12 protein-coding genes are annotated in these 20,514 nt (G+C 67.6%); 2 read left to right on the forward strand and 10 right to left on the reverse strand.

Annotation, left to right across the window (positions count from 1 at the left end; translation table 11 throughout):
* Positions 1-302: 302 nt before the first annotated feature.
* The 5 genes from D187_RS00805 to D187_RS00825 are packed head-to-tail and all read right to left on the reverse strand — an operon-like array spanning position 303 to position 6,845.
* Positions 303-1,670 (reverse strand): hypothetical protein, encoded by a 1,368-nt coding sequence (locus tag D187_RS00805; RefSeq protein ID WP_002629629.1) that lies wholly within the window; start codon positions 1,668-1,670, stop codon positions 303-305.
* Positions 1,667-3,079, reverse strand: a complete 1,413-nt coding sequence (locus tag D187_RS00810; RefSeq protein ID WP_002629630.1) for a DUF1501 domain-containing protein — start codon at positions 3,077-3,079, stop codon at positions 1,667-1,669. The genes D187_RS00805 and D187_RS00810 overlap by 4 nt, the downstream gene beginning before the upstream one ends.
* 17 nt (positions 3,080-3,096) lie before the next feature.
* Positions 3,097-4,893: a hypothetical protein gene (locus D187_RS00815; protein ID WP_002629631.1), complete on the reverse strand. Its 1,797-nt coding sequence runs from the start codon at positions 4,891-4,893 to the stop codon at positions 3,097-3,099.
* A 31-nt stretch (positions 4,894-4,924) separates the two neighbouring features.
* A complete protein-coding gene (locus tag D187_RS00820; protein WP_002629632.1) occupies positions 4,925-5,929 on the reverse strand; it encodes a hypothetical protein in 1,005 nt (334 codons plus the stop codon).
* Between the two features lie 43 nt (positions 5,930-5,972).
* A complete protein-coding gene (locus D187_RS00825) occupies positions 5,973-6,845 on the reverse strand; it encodes an MXAN_6652 family MXYO-CTERM-anchored protein (protein ID WP_306413554.1) in 873 nt (290 codons plus the stop codon).
* A gap of 101 nt (positions 6,846-6,946) precedes the next feature.
* Here D187_RS00825 and D187_RS00830 point away from each other — a divergent pair, with 101 nt between their 5' ends.
* Both D187_RS00830 and D187_RS00835 read left to right on the forward strand, forming a co-directional pair.
* Positions 6,947-9,610, forward strand: coding sequence for a carboxypeptidase-like regulatory domain-containing protein (locus tag D187_RS00830; protein ID WP_002629634.1), 2,664 nt, complete (start codon positions 6,947-6,949; stop codon positions 9,608-9,610).
* Between the two features lie 71 nt (positions 9,611-9,681).
* On the forward strand, positions 9,682-10,926 hold the full coding sequence (locus D187_RS00835; RefSeq protein WP_051256156.1) for an AAA family ATPase: 1,245 nt from the start codon (positions 9,682-9,684) through the stop codon (positions 10,924-10,926).
* A gap of 204 nt (positions 10,927-11,130) precedes the next feature.
* On the opposite strand, the gene D187_RS00840 is transcribed toward D187_RS00835, so the two are convergent.
* From D187_RS00840 to D187_RS00865, 5 genes are all read right to left on the reverse strand, one after another.
* Complete coding sequence (locus D187_RS00840) at positions 11,131-11,835, reverse strand: SMI1/KNR4 family protein (protein ID WP_043427678.1); 705 nt, start codon at positions 11,833-11,835, stop codon at positions 11,131-11,133.
* Positions 11,836-11,879: 44 nt separating this feature from the next.
* On the reverse strand, positions 11,880-15,962 hold the full coding sequence (locus D187_RS49250) for an RHS repeat-associated core domain-containing protein (protein ID WP_002629637.1): 4,083 nt from the start codon (positions 15,960-15,962) through the stop codon (positions 11,880-11,882).
* Positions 15,959-17,269, reverse strand: coding sequence for a hypothetical protein (locus D187_RS00855; protein ID WP_002629638.1), 1,311 nt, complete (start codon positions 17,267-17,269; stop codon positions 15,959-15,961). Before D187_RS00855 ends, D187_RS49250 begins: the two co-directional genes overlap by 4 nt.
* A gap of 10 nt (positions 17,270-17,279) precedes the next feature.
* Entirely contained in the window at positions 17,280-19,742 is a 2,463-nt protein-coding gene (locus D187_RS49255; RefSeq protein ID WP_002629639.1) for a type VI secretion system Vgr family protein, read from the reverse strand.
* Between the two features lie 111 nt (positions 19,743-19,853).
* The gene (locus D187_RS00865; protein ID WP_002629640.1) at positions 19,854-20,495 is read right to left on the reverse strand and encodes a zinc ribbon domain-containing protein; all 642 of its coding nucleotides are present in this window, start codon (positions 20,493-20,495) and stop codon (positions 19,854-19,856) included.
* Positions 20,496-20,514: the final 19 nt, after the last annotated feature.

Below are 20,514 nucleotides of genomic sequence, written 5' to 3' on the forward strand. Positions count from 1 at the left end.
CCATACCCTCCCTCGATGGGCTGCACAGGTGGAGCGGTGAACACAGGCTCGCCGCCTCGTTCTCAGGACAGCCGACTCTTGAAAACCGGGGAAGTCCGGTACAAGACGGGTAACCTTTTTTCTACACTGAGACCGGTTGGAAAATGAATTCCGTTCTTCATGTTTTTTTCCAACGGAGCCGGATTATTGCGTTTTCAACGCTGTAACCCGTGGAGGCATCAGGCCCGGTGAAGAGGTGGGTGTGAAGACCACCCGCCGTTCCGGGAAGCGCGGGCGGCGAGTGGCCCGCGCTCCCGGCGCGCTCAGTTCTCGAGCGCGTTGAAGCTGATCCACTCCTGGATGCTGTTGAGCTGGTCCGCGGGAAGCGAGGCGTTGCCATTGAGCGGGTTGATGGGCATGCGCGCGCCGGTGATGGGACCGTCGCCGGAGATCTTGCGCCACAGATAGCTTTGAAGCGGAACGCCCGGTTGGATCAGCGCCAGAGCGGGCTGCTGGGCGGAGGGCTTCATCAGGCGCTGGTAGACGTCATGGGCCGAGCCGAGCAGGTTCAACCCACCCTGGGGGTTGGCGCCGCCATGGCACCCGCCGCAGTTGGACTGGAGGATGGGCAGCACGCCCTTGCTCCAGGTGGCGCCGGAGCCCGCGAGGTTGAGCGCCTGCGGGTTGGCCGAGTACGAGCACTTCGTGTAGTCGATGGAGGACTCCAGGCTCCACTGGCGGGCCTTGGGATCCAACCCCTCGATGAAGCACATGAGCGCCAGCATGTCCTGCACGGACGGGGGCTGGTTGGCCAGGGGCATGCGCGTGCCGGGGATGGGCGTCTGATTCATGCTCCCACGCAGGCGCGCCACGAGGTAGCTCTCCTCGGGCTTGCCCGGGTTGACGAGCGGCACGGTGGTGCCGGTGCGCGCGCCATACACCCCGTTGCGGTTCTGATCGCCCTGGACGATGCCGCTGGCCACCAGGCCCTCCACGGTGTCGCGCTGGTAGTCGCCCACCTCGGCGAAGAGGTGGCGCCCGTCCTCCAGCACCCACCAGTTCGTGCGGTAGCTGGCGAAGGCGAGATCCTGCACCTCGCCCGCGTCGTTGATGAAGGTGCGCACGAACGTGCCCGTGGAGAAGATGCGCGGCTGGGTGACCTGCACCGCGTCGTGCACGTACAGGTGCAGGCCCGGAGTGCCGGCGTCCGGCCGGGTGCCCTTGGGGTCCAGCTTGGGCGTCTCTCCCGGAATCAGCTCGAACCAGCCGATCTCGTTCTCCTTGATGGCCTGCTCGGTGAAGCGGAAGCGGTCACCCAGGCGCTCGCACCGGTCGAACACGCCGTTCCAGTTGCCGGACTGCACGTTGCACGGCGCGCCGATGGAGGCCAGGAAGGTGCCCGCCGTGTGCAGGTCCGGGTATTCCTTCTGGTTGTGGCACACGCCGTTGGAGCCGCTGCACGTGCGCATCACCAGCTTGCGGTGCAGGTCGAGCCCGGTCGCGTAGGTGTGCTGGGCGGCCTTCACGTCCGGATCCGAGCCCGTGTACGTGGGCGTGCTGCCCGCGCCCACCGGCGAGGGGCGCTCCGGCTCGAAGGGGATGGAGCCCGGGTCCGTCGGAGCCGAGCCCGAGCCCCCACCACAGGCGAGCGCCAGGGCGGCGAGGGAGGCGGAGAGAGAAGAGCGCGTCATGAGAAGAAGTCCTGGATGGGGGCATCCGCGGGGAAGATGCCCTCGTGGTCGGCGCCGAGCAGATCCATCATCGTCTTGAGGACCGAGCGGTACGAGTACACCTTGCCCGTGGCCTTGAGATCCGCGCCGCGCACCGAGCCGAGGCTCTTGCCGCCCTTGCCCGCCTCGCTGATGACGCCGCCCATGAAGGGCATGGACATCCACCGGGTGGCCAGATCGCTGCCGTGGTCACTGCCGTTGGCGGAGTTGAAGCGGCTGCCGCCCGTGGTGCGGCCGAACTCGCTGCCGATCACCACCAGCGTCTTGTCCCAGTACGTACCGCCCTCGGGGTGCTGCATCATCTTGAGCGCCGTGCGCAGACCGCTCACCAGCCGGTTGGCGCCATCCAGCTCGTCCGGCAGCTCCGCGTCCTCGCGCGAGTGGTAGTCGTAGCCGCCCTGGTTGAGGAACACCGCCGGGCAGCCGAAGTGGAACAGGCGCAGCGCGAGCGCCGCGCGCTGGCCCGTGGTGTCGGTGCCGAAAATGGCGCGCAACTGGCGGTTGGTGATGCCATCCACCACCTCGTCGGAGTCGGCGGTCACCCGGAGCATGGGGTCGCGGAAGATCTTCCCGTAGTCGCTCGTGGCCTTGCGCGTCTGCTGGTAGGTGTCCACGCCGCCGCGCAGCGGCAGGTGCAGCCGCGCACGGTAGCGGTTGTCCACCTCGGTGGTCACCTTGGCCGCCCACGGGGGCAGGCCCGCGCTCGGATCCGCGCCGAAGCCCTGGAAGCCACTGCCCTCCAGCACCGGAGGCCGATAGGTGGCGTAGCTCCCCGCCCCCGTCGCCATGCCCGCCTCGCCGAGGCTGAAGGCCGGCAGCAGGGTGTTGCCCTTGGCGGCCTCCTCCGCCACCCGCGCGCGCACCCCGTAGTTCACATACGAGAGGAAGCCCGTGGCTCCGCCCACGTACCCCGTGAGGAAGCGCTCCAGGCCCGTGCCATGCCCTCCGTCCGCGCGCGCCGAGAAGGGCTCGTGGTCCACGCACGGCAGCACGCAGATTTCATTGGAGAACTCCGCCACCGGCTTCATGCCCAGATCGCGCCGGGGCTTGGACGGCTCGCCCTCGAGCCAGCTGGCGCGCTCGAGCAACTTGCCCACGCCCCACTCGGTGCCCGCGGCGCGCTTGTCCGAGCGGCCGAACGGGTTGAACTCGTCGGCCACGTCCGAGTTGAAGGCGGTGGTGAAGCGGAAGCCGCCGGACAGACGGATGTAGATGATGTGGCGCACGCGGCCGCGCCCGTTCGTCTGGGCGAGCGCCGTGCGCGGCAACCACAGGTGGGGGAAGGCCAGCGCGGCGGCCCCCGCGCCCAGGCCCCGGAGGAGCTGGCGGCGGCCCGGGGACTTGGGCTTCGAGTCTTTGGGATCGGACATGGAAGGGCTCCGGGGGGTCAGTAGAAGATGCGCTCGGCGCTCGACAGCAGCGCGAAGCAGTAGGGACGGGCGAACTCCTCGGCCGAGCAACGCGTGATGGAGCACTCGCGGCCCGCCTCGCGCGCCTCGGCCACCTCCGTGGCGTCCGGCGAGCGGCCCAGCAACAGCCGGTACTGGTGGGTGGCGATGCGCTCACCCACCTCCTCGTTCACGGCGAGCGAGGAACTCACGCCCTCGGGCAGCAGCCGCGCCACGTCCGCGCCTTTGATCTTCGGATCCAACGTGGGGTTGCACAGCGACTGCACGAAGGAGAGCTGGGTGGCGGTGGTGAGGATGCTCACCACGCGGAAGCGGCCTCCCACCACGTTCTCCGGACAGCCGCCCAGGGTGCGCGCCAGCTCCGAGTAGCGCTTGTCCACGTTGCCCTTGTCGTTCGTCTTCCAGCGCGACTCGGCCAGCACGCGGTAGCCGGCGATGCTGCCCGCGTTGAGCAGGGACTCGGGCTGGCTGATGCGGTGGTCGCAGCCGGGCAGCTCGTAGCCCGTCTGGCGCGCGAGCGAGTCGATCCACACCTCGGCGTCCACCTGCTTGAGCGGCCCGTAGGCCCAGCGGTAGGTGGAGGCCGCCGCGCCCTCGGCGGACTGGAGGTACGCCACCGAGGTGGCCACCGCGTAGTGCACCGAGCGGATGTCCCCGTGGTTCTCGAGCAGGAAGCGCACCAGCTCCCCGCGCACCTCGGGCACGAGCGCCGGCAGGTCATAACCCAGGTACTGCGCGAGCACGTCATCCACCGCGCGCTCCCAGAAGGACAAGTCCCGCGCGAGGATGCGGCCGGGGATCTGCAACCGCGCCCACTCCTCGGCCGTGAGCAGACCGCTCCACAGCGTCAGCTCGTTGTTGAGGCTCGGGTCGCGCGCGGCGCGCAGGTCCGGGGTGAAGGTGAGCTCGTTGTAGCCCCACAACACGCTGGCGCACTCGCCCCGGGCCGCGTCGTTCACCTTCCCATCCTTGTCCAGGCAGCGAAAGCGCACGAAGGCGTCCGGCAGGCGCATGCCCAGCTGCGGATGATCGTAGTAGCCCGAGTACCAGAGCCGGTAGAGCCGGGCCATGTCCGCGCGCTCGTGCTCGAAGGGCGGGCGCCCCAGGAACTGGCGGAAGAGGGCCTCGGCCTTGTCGCCCGGGTCCGCGTAGCGGCGGGTGAACACCGGGTGGGCGCTCACCACCGACGCGAAGAGATCGTACGGCACGAGCCCCCGGTGCAGCTTGGCTACCAGCCGATCCATGTCGTAGATGGACTGGAGGCTCGCCACCTGGTTGGCGTAGAGGAAGCGGTCGGCGGCGTGGCGCTGCTGGACGAGGATGAACTCGTCGCTGTCCATCAACCGCTTCACCGTGGCGCCCCAGCCGCCCGCGCACGTGGCCTCGGCCTCGGCCGCGTCCGGCACGCGCCCCAGCATGTCCACGAAGAGCCGGCGGCACGCCTCGGAGAAGGAGATGGGCCGGGACGCCAGGCCCACGCCCCACAGGCTCCGGCACAACCCGCGATTGACGGGGTTGGTCAGGCCCGCGTCCCTGCAATACGCCACGCAATCCGCGTCACAGTCCGGCGGGCGCGTCTCGTTGGGCGGGGACGCGTCCCGAGGTGAAGGCAGGGCATCATCCCCGCCCGGGAAGTCTCCCGGGGTGAGCGGCGCGCCATTGCCCACCATGGCCCCCGGCCCGGAGGCGAGCTGCTCGGGCTCGAAGACGTAGGTGGGCTGACACGCGATCAGCGCCGCGAGCAGGGGAAGGATGAGCGGACGAGACACGGACATTCGCGGCTCCCGGAGGAAGGAAAGGGGGGATTCAGAAGTCAAACTCGACCCCGAGCGACAACCCCAGGCGCAGCGCCAGGGTGTTCCAGTTCTTGGTGTAGCGCAGCCCGTCGATGTCCTCGCTCGTGGCGAAGAGGAACTGCTGCTGGACCTGGGCGAGGATGTCCGCGCGCAGCAGGATGCGCTCCGTCATGCGCCGGCGCGCGCCCACGGACGGGCCCGCGAGCCAGCCCACGCGCGGCACGCTCCACACCCCCACGCCCTGCTCCTGCAGCCGGCGGATCTCCGCCGCGAACTCCTGGCCGGGCACCAGCAAGGAGAGGCCCCCGCGCGCGGCGAAGACCACCTCCGTCTTGTTCGCCACCGGCAGCCCGTACTCCGCGAAGGCGAAGGCCTCGTTGAGCAGGCCGAAGCCGAACGTCCGGCCACCGCCCGCGCCGTAGTTGCCGAAGATGCGCGCCCCGGCGCCCACCCTCAGCCGCTCGCTCACCGAGGGCACGGACGTGTTCAACCAGAGGGTGGCGGAGAGGAAGCTCGCGCTCGAGTAGTCGAAGGACTCGTCCCGGCGCGAGATGTTGATGCCCTGCTCGCCGTTGAGCCGCGAGTTCTCCAGGAAGAGATCCGGACCCACGCCGATGCGCATCCGGCCCGAGGTGGCCTTCGGGGAAGACTCGGCGGGCCGGGCCGCCGGAGCGGAACGAGGGGCTGGAGCGGGCCGGGCCGTGGCGGCGGGCTTGGCCGCCACCACGGGACGTGGCTGCTCCACGGGGACCACGGGAGCCACCGCCTCCGCCTCTTCCTCCTTGCGCTCCTCGGACGCGGGCTCCGCGGCGGGCGAAGGCGCCGGCTGCGGTGCGGGAGTCACGGGAGCGGCCTTGGACGTGCCGCTCCGGGTCTTGGAGCTCTTGGCCTTGGACCTGGACTTGGACGCGGCCAGGGCCTCCGGCGTGACGAGCACCAGCAGGGCCGACAACAAGGCACTGCCCAGGCGAAGCATCGAGGAGCGGGGAGCGTTCGAGCGGGGAAGAAGCGGCACGGGAGACTCGGAGACGAAGCGAGGCGGAAGGGGGAAGGAAGGCTCAGGCGCGACGGCGGCGCAGCAGCGTCAGGCCCGCGGAACCCAGCACGAACATCAGCAAGGGAGCACCACCCGTCGAGGAGCAGCCACCGCCCTTGTCGTCGTCCTGGTCGTGGTCGTGGTCGTGGCCAGGATCGCCAGTCCCGGTGCCCGCGTCGGCCACGGTGCCCGCGTCGACTTCGGTGCCCGCGTCGACTTCGATGCCCGCGTCGAGGGGCGTGCCGGAGTCCGGCTCCTCGACACCCGCGTCCGTGCCGTCCGAGACCTTGACGGTCACCTCCAGCTTCGTGGCCGCCACGCCGTCACCGCTCGTGCTGCTGCTTGCGTTGACGGAATTGCCGGCACCGTAGATCGTGACGAGGCCGCCATTGCCCGGCGCGATCATCGAGAAATCGAAGCGGACCTCTCCATTGGAAAACGCCTTGGGGGCGGCGTGCACCAGCTCGACGCCGTCCTTCCTCAGGCCCGAGTTCTCGACCAGATCGAGCGCGGCCTCCACCCGGTCCACCGCCAGGTTGACGCCCCCATTCACCGCGGGTCCTCCCTGGATGATGAAGGTGTACTGGTTCGTCGTCCCCGCCACCACCGACGTGGGACCGGAGATCGCCACGGTCGGTACGGTGGCGCCCGGCGTATGACACGTCGACGAGCAGGTCCGGCCCGCAGTCCCATCAGCGGCTGGCTTTCCAGAACGGCCAGTGATGCCCGTGGAGCGCGCCAGGGCCGGGGTGGACAGAAGACTCGCAGTGAAGACGCCAGCAACAACAAATGATGGGAACCGCATACTTCCTCCGGGAGAAGAAGTTACCTTTTTAACCTGATTTCCTCCATCGGCCCACGACCGTTTGCTGCATCGCGGCAATTCCTCTCTCATCCAGGACCGTGTCGCGAGAGAAGGACGCTGTCACCGGAAAGGCGCCCACGCGGGATAGAGTGCCAGCTCTGCGCCCCTCACGACCGGCCCCGAGGACAGACATGCGAAGGCGGCTCATCGTGGCGGCCCTCCTGGTGGGAGCGCTGCTCGCGCTCCTGTGGGCCGGACTTTCGGCGAGGCCAGACGCCCAGGAGGCGCCGCCGCTCCATTCCTCGTCCAATGAGCGGACAGCCGTGCCACGACCAGTCGCCTCACGGGAGCGGGCCAGAGGGGTCACGGACACGCGGCCTCCGCTGGACGCGAGCGTCGCCGAGGCGGAGGGAATGCTCGAGGTGGAGGTGCTCGCCGCCGAGCGGCCCCTGCCCGGGGCCAGCGTGCGGCTGTACTGGCGTGAGCGGAGGGATCCCAACCTCGGGGAGATCGTCTGGAGGCTGGCGGGCACGGGCCTGACGGATGCACGGGGACAGGCACGGCTCGCCTCCGGGCCCGGTTCCTACCTGGTGGCGGTCCACGCGAATGGCCATGCGCCCCGCGTGCTCTCCGTGGTGCGTCCCCACGGCGTGGCGCGCACGTCCGTGCGGCTCGTCCTGGAGCCGGGCCAGTCCCTCGTGGGCCAGACGGTGGTGAAGGAGACGAAGGAGCCGCTGCCGCTCGTGCAGCTCATCCTCTCGGCGGTGCCGCGCGACCTGGCGCCCGGAATCCCCCCCGAGCTGCCCTCCGAGGAGCGCGTGTACGCGACGAGCGACGAGCGGGGCCGCTTCCGAGTGGACGGGCTCGCCACGGGGGACTACCTGCTGGAGGCCCAGGCGCCGGGCCACGCCCACCTGTGGCTCGTGCCGGTGAAGGTCCCCGCGAAGGAGCCGCTGGAGGTGGCGCTGAGCGTGGCGGGGGTCATCGAGGGCTTCGTCGTGGACGCACGAGGCGCTCCCGCCGAGGGCGCCGAGGTGCGGGTGAGCGGCGTGTCGCCCCAGAGCGTCATCACGGGGCCCGGGGGCGGCTTCTCCGTCGAGGTGGAGGCCGGCACCTACGGCCTGTCCGCGCGGCACGGCGAGGAAGCGGGGGCACTGGAGCAACCGCTCACCCTGAGCGCGGGCAAGACGATCCGTGGCGTGCGGCTCCAGCTCGGCCCGGGGTCGGTGCTGGAGGGGCGCGTGCTGGAGCGCACCTCCGGAGCGCCGGTGGTGGGGGCCCGGGTCGACGTCAGCCCCCACGGACAGAACGGGGACACCGGCCGCGAGTCCACGGATGAAGCGGGTCACTTCCAGGTGGGCGGGCTCGCGCCCGGCAGCTACGACGTGGTGGTGACGGCGCCCGGCTTCACCCCGGCGTTGCGGCGCGGTCTGACGGTGACGCCGCGCGAGCGCTTCTCCGTGGATCTCGTGCTCACCCGCATGGGCGTGGTGGAGGGCCAGGTGCGCGACGTGGCCGGACAGCCGGTGGCGGGCGCACGGGTGATCGCCCCCAACCTCGGGCCAGACGAGCTGGAGTCCACGCCCCTCGAGTCCCGCAGCGATGCCACGGGGCACTACCGGCTCGAGGGCCTGAACGTGGGCCGCCAGCCGCTCACCGCCCGCCGGGAGGAGGCGACGCAAGGGGTCAACCGATGGGTGGACATCACCGAGGAGGGCACGGCCCAGGTGGACTTCACCCTGGAGGGCACGGGCATCGTGGAGGGCGTGGTGCGGGCGGCTCGCGGCGCGCTGCCCTCCCAGCCCCTGGAGGTCCTCGCCTCGCTGGACGAGAAGAGCCCCTTCGGCGCACAGGACTTCCAGCAGGCCGAGGTGGGAGCGAAGGGGAACTTCCGGATGGTGCTGCCCGCGGGCGGCTACGAGCTGTTGCTCTCGGCGCGCGACCACAGCCCCACCTTCCAGAGGACGCACGTCCAGGTGGAGGAAGGCCAGACGGTCCGGGTCGAGCTGCTCTGGGAGGAGAACGCTCCGGCCACCTCCGTGGAGGGGGTCGTCCTCGAGCCGGATGGCGCGCCCTCACCGAGAGCCATCGTCAGCCTGGGCCTCGAGCCCCAGGAAGGCGGGGTCATCCAGGCGAAGTACGCGGACGAGGAGGGGCGCTTCTCCTTCGGCCTCGGCTCCGACATCGAGCCCGGCATGGGCGGGCTGAAGGTCAGCGCGCTCAATGGAGGGCGGAGCGGCCAGGTGTCGGGCGTGAAGCCGGGGGAGCGCTCCCTGGTGGTCAGACTGCGCACCGCGGCCTCGCTGCGGGGCCGGGTGACCCGCGCGGGAGAGCCCGTGCGCGGCTTCACCCTCGGCATCGAGCCCGAGGGCGAGGAATGGCTCACCCCGGGCAAGGGCCCCTGGGAATTCCCCGGCGAGCGCTTCGAGCTCCACGACGTGCTGACCGAGCCGCTGCGGCTGGTGGTGAAGACACCGGATGGCTCGCGTGGGCAGGCGGTGGTGACGCCCCGTCCCGGAGCAACGGCCGAGGTGGAGATCCGCCTGCGCGGCACCGCGTCCGTCCAGGGACGCGTGGTGGACGCGGCCACCGGCGGCCCGCTGAGCGACGTGGTCGTGTTCATCGACAACGATCCCTCCTCGGTCCACATGCGCGAGAGCCTCGACCAGGGGCGCTTCTCCATCAGCGGCTTGGACCCGGGCGAGTACGTGTTGAACATCCTCGGCAGGCACACCGCCGGGCGCCTGCGCCTCCCCTTGCGGCTGGCCGAGGGGCAAGTCCTCGACCTGGGGGACCTGTCATTGGGTGGGACACCAGATGGGACAGGGAGTGAGACACCGCCTCCAGCGCCGTGAAGCCCTCGACGGCCCTCCAAATCTCTCTGAATACCCCACAAGTCGGTCAACTGAGGATATGGTGGGTGGGCATGTACCTGCGCAGCCTCACGCTCCAGAATCTGAAACTCCTGCGAGATGTGGCCATCTCCTTTACCCGTCCCGATGGGGAAGTGAGGCCGTGGACCGTCTTCGTGGGGGAGAATGGCGTGTGCAAGACGGCCATCCTCCAGGCCATCGGGCTCGCGGCGAGTGGATGCTCGCTGGGCAGTGAGCTCGCGGACGTCACGAGCCTGCCGGATCGGCGGCAGCCCTCCACCGAGCTGATGCTGATCGGCGCCGAGTTCACCTTCGGGCAGGAGGGGCACAAGGCGCGCCAGTACCCGGGACTGGAGAAGAAGCACTCGCTGCCGCCATACGTGCGCAGCTCCATCGCGGCCAAGAGCACCTGGCGCGAGCTGGTGGGCAGCTCGCGCTACGTGGGCGTCGAGCACACGCAGGTGTTCGATCCCATCCGCGAGGCGCGCCGCACGCAGCTGCCCGGCTGGTTCGTCGCGGGCTACGGCACGGCGCGCACCCTGCCCCGCCCCCACTCCTTCCACGCCGACGGCCTGTCGGATCCCCTGCGCCAGCGCATGGCGAACCTCTTCGATCAGGGGGGACTCATCGCCACGGGCTTCGCCGACGTGTTCGAGCCGGCGCAGGCCAAGGCCTATATCAAGCTGCTCAAGCAGGTGCTCCTGCAGGGCAACCTGCTGCCGGGCGTGGTGGACCTGGAGCTGCAGAGCCACGGCATCGTGCGCACCCGGCAGGATCTGCTCGAGGCGCACCGCTTCGAGTTCGAGATGGGGGGTCAGCGCGTGAAGCTGCCCGCCACGTGGCTGTCGCGCGGCTACCAGGGAGCGATCGCGTGGCTGGCGGACCTCATCGGCCACATCCTCTTGGAGGCGGGCAAGCCGGTGCCGCCCGAGCGCATGGAGGGGCTGGTGCTCGTGGACGAGCTGGATCTCCACCTGCATCCGCACTGGCAGACGACGCTCATCACCACGCTCAAGCAGGTCTTCCCCAAGCTCCAGTTCGTGGCTACCACGCACTCGGCGATGCTGCTGCCGGGACTGGAGCAGGATGAGGTGTTCGTGTTGCGCCAGGACGACGAGGGCAACGTCTACGCGTCCCCAGCGCCCTCGACGCCCTCGTTCCTCACCGGCAGCGAGCTGCTCGACGCGTTCTTCGATCGCAAGGGCAAGCCCGCGAAGGCCCCCGGACGCAAGCCGCCCCCGCCCCAGAAGAAGCCCCGCGCCGCCGCCCGCCCGGCGGCCCGTACCCGAAAGAAGTGAGCCGGCTCCGGTGCCCGCTGCCGCAGCGCCGGGCCTCGCGCGGATGGCCCGCCACGGCCACCGCGCGGGCGAAGCGGGTCGGCAGCGGGGCACGGCGAGAAACATAACCAGGGCAAATCCAGGAGGGGGAATCCACGCCTCATCTGGACAGCTCATCCCCCGCCCATCCGGGCGCTCTCGCTCAGCCGGACAAGTTTCCCGTTGTCACACCTTCCGCACGTTGAAGTTCTGAACGAACACAGCTCCAATCCTGTCGACTTCTTCCTGCCGATTGGCCGTGATGACCATCGACATCCCTTCCTTCGCATATTGAGAAATGCTGATGGCAGCCCCTGGCTTCTCCCCACTGAAGGAGACATCATCAGAGAACTCAAGCGCAGCGAACCCCAGACTCACGGAGAGATCACGAGCCTGAGCCAGTACATGCTTGCGACCTATGCTTTCATAGGAACTCGTATAAAAGGCTTTAGGCTCTTGATTCATACGATAGCAACCGAAAACGAGTCGGAAGAGCAGCTTCTCCAAGGAAGCCGCATAAGGACCCAGTACCTGCTTGTTTGTGACGAAGACGACACGGGGCTCTTCGTTTGCAGCACAGAGCAGACCAATTTCCGGCAGACTGATGGAGCCTACGCCGATAATAATGGTATCGGGCGGCGGCTCCCACACGCCTGGCTTCAACTCCTCCCGATAGTACGCAATGAGATCATCGATGCTAGCCGTGCCATCCACGGTGATGTTGAGTCCACCATCATCCGCCCCCATCACCTCGAGAAATGCCCGGTAGCTGGCAGGAAGAGGCCGCCCCACGAGCTTCTCGAATACAGCAATCCGCCCCGGCTCCACACCGCGAATCCGGCTGGTAATCCGTGGATCGAAGCTGGAAGCGTACTCAATATAATTTTGCACGACAAACGTTCCTCTCATATTTTGACGACCTCCGTACACCCCCACTACGGACGTGGTTCAATCTGAGTATCTCCAATGAACCCGCCTTGATTGAGGTCGCAACTTGGGCAAGGCTTCATATTTACATCTTCTGGATTGTTCTCGTCTACACGATATTTATTCTTGGCGGGATCGCCTCGGAATTTCACGCTCTGTCCAGTAACGGGTGAGGGGTTCTGGCTGGCGGCGTTCCAAGCCTTTGGCTCACCACAGGTACGGCTGGCAATCATCTGTCCATTCGGATAGAGCGCAGGCTCTACCGGAAAATCTTCCGGCAGTGCGTCCGCAACAGTGTAATTGGACGGAAGCCGATCCGAGAGAGCATCCTTGACATACTTGACTGTACTCGCTTCACCAGAGACGCCTATCGTGACACTACCATTCTTGTGAGATAGAACAGTGACGGACGGGACACGGTTCTTCCCGACCCCCGCCTTCTGCAATTCATCAAGCACAACCTGCATGGCGCGTTCACTGTCAATCGACGGACCAGGGTAGCGTTTGGGTGAGGCGTCAACGTGCGCATGACCTTCCGGAGGATTGCTGGGAACAGACTCCGTCAAGCCATCGTCACCCAGTGCACCATTCGAATCACCCCTCCCCTTGTGCGTCAGTCCAAGGACATCAAATTGCACAAGGGGATTGGGAGCATAGGCGTATAAGTTGATCCCCCCAGCAAGCCCCAGGGGATCTCCTTGCAAGTAACGGCCCAGAACCGGGTCATAGTACCGGAAACGATTGTAGACCAAGCCTGTGTCTTCATCCAAGTAATGTCCAGGAAGGCGTATGTTCAGTTCAAACTCAGCTCCGCTCCCCACCGCCACTTGACCGTAGGGCTCGATGTGCTCGGCCCACCATACCGTCCGGCCGCTCTCATCCTCCACATATGACGGCACGCCCGCCTGATTGGTGAACAAGGCATAGACCATCCCACTCTCTGGTGCTGCATTCACGCTCTCGTAGTCCACCAGCAGAACAGGAACGAGCGCATCATGAGCCGCATATACATACACTCTCAACCGCCCCTCGGCCGACACCTCAGCCGCCAGTCGCTCTCCATCCCAGTAGAAGTGCGTCTGCCTGACACCACGACCACAACACAGGCGCCGCCCCAACCCATCATAATCAGCTGTCCACGGCTCGCCCCGGCCATCCTCCACTCGGATCAACCTGTCCGAACTATCGTAAGTGTAGCGCGTCCGTGAGCCACCAGTACCGCGGCGCTCCGCGAGATGATTACGTGAGTCATAGGAAAATGTCTCATCGTTTGCCGCCGCCAACCGATTACCTTCCGCGAGCAGCACGCCACGCAGGCCCGGCTTCTCAAGAAGGTTGCCAGCTGCATCCAGCCGATAACGGGAATCGCCATGAGCGCCCTGCTCTCCAGTCAGGCGATGTGCAGCATCCACACTGTAGTAAATCCGTCCCCGCTGCCCATCCCATTGGGAAATCAAATCACCTTCCGCCGTGTATTCATAGCGTACCCAGCGCGCTGGTTGTATTCCCTCCCGAGGATGTCTCCATGCCAAGCTTGAGCACAAACGCCCCTGGACATCGTGCTGGAGCAGTTCACAGGAACCGTGGGCATGCGAGCGTAGCACCAGTCCTTTAGGATCTCGCCATATCTGGTGCTTGCCGCCCTTAGGGTCCACTACCACCAACAGCCCCTCCAGCTCATCCCCCTCCAACGTCCAGGTAAAACGCCCCAGTACGGTCGTACGGCACCTGGCATGTGTCCGTTCACGATCCACCCCGGACCCATCCCGTCGGTCGAAGAGTATCCTGCCGACCACATCCCGCCGCAGCTCCACCTCGTGCTTATCGGTAGAAGCCCGGGTGGGGCGGCCTCGCTCGTCATACTCCAGTTGGAGCCATCCCCCAGAGGCCAGGTGCCGCATCTCGGAGCGACTCTCCTTGAGGTACTCCATTCGCAATAGCACTTGGCCACAACCGTCTCTCTTCTGCACCAACCGGTCTCCTGTATTCCAAGTGTATTCCTCCTTCACCACCCCATGACGCCGCACCCGTACCAACCGGTCCTTCTCGTCATACTCATACTCACTGACAGTCCCCCCAGCATCCACTACTCGCACCACCTGCTCGGTGGATGAGTATTCGTAGCGAGTGGTATGCCCCAGCCCATCCACCTCCGCCCCCACCAGATTCCACCGCTGCATCCGTCGTTGTCTTACAACCCCATCAGCATCGTGAAACCACACCTCGTTGCCCGCTCTGTCATAGCGCCACTCGCGGCGGTGACCCGCGGCATCCACCGCCAACACCCGCCTGCCCAGCCCGTCGCAGAGACGTGTCGCCCACGGTGCGCAGCTCTCTGGACGCGTGAACACGAGCAACGCCACCAACTCCGCCAGTTCTATGGGGATTCTTGACAACAAAGACCAAGAGTCACCTGTTGCCGCTTCTGGCAGCACGTCCAATCCACTGCCCAATAAAAAACCTCGCGGAGTTTCCGGGTAGAAATAGCGTCTCAAGGGTGGTGAACGGGGCATCAATTCTGGGGACGGCAATTGGCGTCGATAGGGATCGGCGCGTCCCACCAGCGCGCCGTGCGCGTCGTACACCATCTGAGTCACGCGACCACCGGAATCCACCTCCCGAAGCACGCGTCCGTCCACGTCCACCTCACGCACCAGCGCGCCGCCGTATGGGTCGATCCGCTTCCGCAGGGTCAGGTTCTCATCGTACTGAAAGGTACTGACGCCGCCCTGTCGCTCGGCGACGCGCGACTCTCGTTTTTCGGGGTCGTATTCGAAGCGAGCCCACCACAATCCGTCCTCGCCCGAGGTCTCCGTGCAGCGTCCCTGTGCGTCGTAGCGCCACCAGAAACTGTAACCCGTGGGGGTGCGCATCCGCGTCCAACGGTGGGCCTCGTCATACAGGTACTCGTGCCGACCGCCCTCGGCATCCTCGGACACAATGAGATGCCCGTGACGGTCGTACTCGTACCGGGCCACGCGCCTCGTGCCGCTGGATTGCACGCGCAGCACCTCGGTGAGCCGTCCCGCGAGGTCGTGGACGAAGCGGTAGCGACAGCGCTCCCGCGGCGAGCGCTCCGTTATCTCGCTCAGCCGTTCGCCCACGTGGCGCAGTTCCAGTTCGGCTTCCGCCGAGCGCACGAAGCGCAGCCGCGCGATGTCCTCCCCCTCGGCGGCCTGGAGTATCAGGCGCGGAGCCCAGCCCTCGGAAATTTCGTATTGCCTCCCGTCCAGCCGACGCAGCACCACTCCGTGCCGCTTCGTCTCGCGCTCGCCCTCCTTCAGCGGTTCGAAGTCGATGACGCGGCCCCGGGCGTCTTCGTACCGCCACGCCTGGCGCAACAGGTGCAGCGTGTGCTGGTACTCGTGCCGGAAGCCCCAGCCCAGCACTCCCTGGCGGTCCGCGTGCGCCGTGGTGTAACGGCGCTGCCAGCAAAAAAGACCCGGAGGCGCCGAGCGAGCATCCACGAACTCGTCGAAGTTGGCCCCGGTAATCACATCCACCGGGTGCCCGCCGTTGCAGTGCACGCCGTTCTGCGACTTGCGTGCCGCACGCATCTTCTTCAGCTTCGACACCATTGCGCCCAGCAGCGCCATGCCCGCGCGCATGCCCAGCGCCATGAGCGAGACGGTCGGCGGTCCCCCCACCACCACCGGCACCGGGATGGACAGCACCATCGTCGTCGGCAGCACCAGGCTGTTGACGGTCTTCTTCTTCTTGAGCCGCGGGATGGGCGGCATCCCGATGTCCTGGCAGCTCAGCGCCGGCAGGGCCAGGTGGCTGAACGCGTCCCCGTCCACCGAAACGGTGGAGCTGCCCATGAAGACCTCGGACTCATTGGCCGGGGGCTTGATGAACACGCCGCCCATGGGGATGTGGGGCGGGAGCGCGATGCCCGAGGTGCCCGCCTGCGCGCGGGGCACGCCCCCGACCAGCACCGTCGCCCCCAGGATGGGCACGTAGTCCATCGGGTCGAACACCATCCCGATGTGCGGGTGGGGAATGGGCACCGGCGGCACTCCACCGGGCGGTTGGATGAGGTGGATGTCGATTCCCAGCAGCGGATCGAAGTGCTTGGCGGCTGGCATCATGACGGTTTCCCCCCAGAGTCCGAGGGCCGCCAGCGCGGTCCCAGGAGCTTCTCCATCCGCCGCGCGATGGCCTCCCCGTGGTCGCGGTACGTCCACGTCCGGGTGAGCCGCAGCAGGCCCTCACCCAGGTAACCCAGCGTGGACGAGCGGCGTGTCTCGTCATCCATCCGCTGCGCCACCTTGAGGCCTTCGATGCTACAGCGCCACGACGCATCAGTGGCCCGCGCCAGTTCGTGGCAGTACGCCGCCATGCGCCAGCACTCCAGCAGCATCCGCGTGTCCTGGAGTTGCTCGGCCAGGGGCGCGGTCTCCTCGTACACCGTGGCTCCCCGCTCGTACACGGCGGCCGAGACCAACGCGGCACCGAGCGCTAGCCGGACCTTCAGCCTCAGCGCGAGCGCCGAGGACTCTCCTCGCGCCTGCGCCTCCAGGGCCGCCTCCTCGGCCTGCCAGTAGGTCCGGATGGCCTCCACGGGCTTGCCCATGGCCAGGTAGCCCGCGCCGAGTGCGAACCAGGAAGCCACCAGCAGGTGCCCCCATTTCTGTTGGTGCGCCAGGGCCGCGGCTTCGCCCGCGAGCCGCTCGGCGCGTCCCAGTTCCTTCGCCGCCAGGGCCCGGCCCAGTTGCACGTACAGGTGCCGGTAACGGCCATACGGAGTATCCAGGCGCCCGGCGGCCGTGGAGACCTCCTCGAGTGCCGCGCCCATGTCCAGGTCCGCCACGCACGTGCGGACACGGTGCGCCTGGGTCCGGGCCACCTCGGTGAGAATCGGCGCCTCCCGGGAGTCGATGCACACGAGACGAACATTCGGCTCATGTGCACGCCGCACCACCCGCTCCACCCATTGCTCCCAGGCCTGGGCGGGCATTCCACCCTCGGGCAGGAGCACGAGCACCAGGTGCCGGAACAGGGGCTGGTGGTGCGCGTGGAAGGAGGCCGCGGCATCGAGGAACGCGTCCACGTCGTCCTGGCCTCGCGTGGGCGCGGGGGCCGTCCACGAGGCATCGGCGCCCGCGGCCGCCAGCTCGCCACGGATGGACGCGTATTGCTCGGACAGGGATTCCACCACGTCCAGCCCGTGGCGCTCGGGTTCATCGAAGGGCGCGGTGAGGCGCAGGAACAGATCGGGCGTGACGCCGCTCTCGTGGTCCTCCACCTGGAAGAACGTCTCCAGCAGGTTCCACTCGTCATGGGCGAGCACCCAATGCAGCAGCCGCGCCTCGGGGTCCTCCGCGAACTCGCGCCACTGGGCGCGCAACCGCTCGAGCCGTCGCTGGATGGGCGCTCGGATGTCGTTGTCGGCCATGTGCTGGGCCTCAGTTGATCTTCACCAACCCACCGGTGACTTCATTCAAATTGGCCCCCATCGAGCTGACTGTCGGACCGGCCACCGCCACTCCCGCCGGATCCAGCTTCACCGTACCGGCTCCGCCCGCGAGGGCGACCTCCACCGCGCCGAGGATCTCGATCTTCGTGGGGGTGAGCTTGATGGAGCAGCCACCGCAGCTCAGCTCGATTTCATTGCCCGAGCGCACCGAGATCTTCCCGCTGTCCTCGATGGTCACTTCCCCCGAGCCATGCACGAGCGTGATGTAGCTGCCCGCGTTCAACTCTACGTGCCCGCCCTCGAAGGTGAAGGTGGTGGGGCCCTGGGTGGTCTGGTGCTTCACGTCGGCGGTGACCAGGCGCTCGGCGCTCACGGTCAGCTCGTCGTTGGTGGTGACGGTGGTCTGCCGGCCGGCCACCAGTGTCACGGTCTCCTTGCCCGTCACCGTCTTGGCGCGCGTGCCTCCGACCGAGTATGTCTCCTTGCCGTCCACCGTGAGGCTGCGCTCCCCGTGGACGGTGACGGTCTCGTTCACGTTCACCGTCTGGGTGCGGTTCTGCTCGACCGTGACGGTCTCGTTCTTCTTCACCGTCTTGGTGCGGTTGCCCGAGACGGTCAGGGCCTGGTCTCCCCCCACGCTCTCGGTCTGATTGACCTTCACGGTGTTGGTCTGGTTGTTGTCCACCGTGGTGCTCTGATCATTCTTCACCTGCGTGGTGTCGTCGTGCTCCACCACCGCCAGCTGATCCTTCTGCGCGTGGAGAAACACCTGCTCCTGGCCCTTGGCGTCCTCGAAGCGCAGCTCGTTGGAGCCGCTGCCCCCCGGCGAGCTCTGGCTGCGCAGCGTGGTGCGGGTGCGCTCCTCGGGCAGCTTCAGGGGCGGCGGGTTGGCGCCGTTGTAGACGCAGCCGATGACCAGGGGCCGGTCCGGGTTGCCCTCCAGGAAGTCGATGACGACCTCCATGCCCACGCGGGGGATGGAGAACATGCCGAAACCGGCTCCTGCCCAGGACTGCGCCACGCGCACCCAGCACGAGGCCTTCTCGTTCTCGGGGCCCACCCGGTCCCAGTGGAAGCGCACCTTGATGCGACCGTGCTCGTCGGTGTGGATCTCCTCTCCCGCGGGCCCCACCACCATGGCCGTCTGCAGGCCGGGGACGCGGCTGCGCACCAGCGGGTACTCCGGCCGGAAGGGCACGGACAGGGGAATGCACTCGAAGCGGTTCTCGTACCGCTCCGGCTTCACCTCCTCGCCCGAGCCCTCCAGGGAGAACAGGGGGTGCTCCTCGGGCGCCTCGCCCAGGTGCTCGACACGGGTGAGCAGATAGGTCTGGTCCAGCCCGGCGCGCGCGTGGCCCCGAAGCTCGAAGGTGCGTCCCGGGCAAAAGCCCGTCACATTGCCACGGCCCCGCCCCTTCTTCTGACCCAGCTGCTGCCCCTCGCGCAGCAGGCGGGCCCGCGCGGCCGCGTCCTCCTGCGTGTACCGGTGGCTGCCGCCCTTGTCGTAGTCCGACAGGCTGAGCTCCGCCGGGTAGAGGTACTCCTCCCGCCCGCTCGCCTCCTGCTCCCGGGCGTCCTTGGTCAGCACGAACCTCGGCCGCGTCCAGTCGAAGTCCCGCACCACCACGCCCGTCGGGCGCAACGAGGTGGACCACTCCATCCCCTGGAGCGTCTCCATCTGAGCGAGACCACCGGCCTGGTTGGCGATCCACACGGGGCCGCTGTCGAGCGTCTGGCACGGATGGAAGGGCGAGTTGTCATCCACCAGGACGAGTTCCTCGGCCTCGCCCGAGTGCTCGAACAAGAAGCCGATGCCCTCCTCCTTCATCAGCCGCAGGACGAAGTCCAAGTCTGACTCGGCGTACTGCACGCAGTACTCGCGCTTGGGGTACTCGCGATGGAGCGACGACAGGTTCACCTTGCGCTTGAGTGGGAGGAGCCCCTCGTTCAGCACGTCCTCCAGCACCTGCGGCACCGTCATCTCCTGGAAGATGTACGAGTCGATGCGCTGGGAGAGTTCCCAGAGGGCGGGGACGACATGGACGCGCACCATGTGCTTGTCGGCCAGGGTGCCCAGGTCCTCCACGTGGCGCGCGATCCCCTGCACCTGGCGTGAGAGCAGGGCTCGCTCCAGGCCCAGCGTGCACGAGGAGCCGAGCAGCGCGTCGGCATCCACGAAGGGCCCATCGAGCACCAGGTCGACGGTGAGCTCGTAGAGTTCGGACAACGCTTCCCGGGTATGGACGCGCCGCACGTGCCAGGGAGCCTCCGGCTCGGCCGTGGAGCTGAACATGTAGCGCACATGGGCCAGGGGACTGCCGCCACCGAGCAGCGAGAGCACTCCGGAGAGGGCCGTGCCAACGACATTGCCCCCCTCGAGGCCCTGGGTGAGTTGGGTGGCCGTGGACGCGACCCGCGCCACCTGCCGCAGGCGCTCATCGAATGTGGGCATGGTTTCCCCCCGGAAAGAACGAGCGCGAAACAGAAGGGCTCGCAGTGCGAGTCTCGCACACTTCCCAGACGGAGGGGAGCGGGCGAGGACCCGCTCACACGGATGAGGGAATCAACTACCGCGGGCCGTGCCACACTCGGAACAGAAGCGCGCCTGGGACGCCAGCTCCGTGCCGCACTGGGTGCAGAAGGCATGGGTCGCCGCGAGCGGCTTGCCACATTCGGAGCAGAACTTCCCCCCCGAGATGCGCGCGGCGCAGTGCGGACAGGCCGACAGCGCCACCGAGCGCGGGGCCTTCATGTCCAGCGACTCGACCTGATCCACCGCGCGCGCCTTCGTCCACGCCTGCTCCACGGACACGTGGGCCTGGATGTGCGCGGCCTCTTCCTGGAGGTTCGGAGCGCAGGACTCGCACAGGCCGCGGGCCTCGTTCCAGCACGCCTGGGGGCAGACCCACTGTCCGCAGCGGGTGCAGTGCTTGAAGTGCTTCCTCGCCTCCTCCACCGCCTCGGCATAGGCCTCGTCCCAGGCACTGCCGCGCAAGGCGTCCTTCACGTGCTCCCCCGCGTAGGCCGCCCGCGACAGCGTGCCCCCGAAGAGAGAGCCCGCCGCCTGGAGCAGTCCGGTCGCCATGCCCACCTTGCTCGCGATGAAGGGCGACAAGTGCCCGTTGTGGCACTTGTCGCACTTGAACTCGAACTGGAAGCCGTAGTTGTTGGAGCGGTCGGTGTAGTTGCGGGTGAACGGGATCATCGCCCCCGCGACGCTAGCA

Source organism: Cystobacter fuscus DSM 2262, from assembly GCF_000335475.2.
Taxonomy (GTDB): Bacteria; Myxococcota; Myxococcia; order Myxococcales; family Myxococcaceae; genus Cystobacter; species Cystobacter fuscus.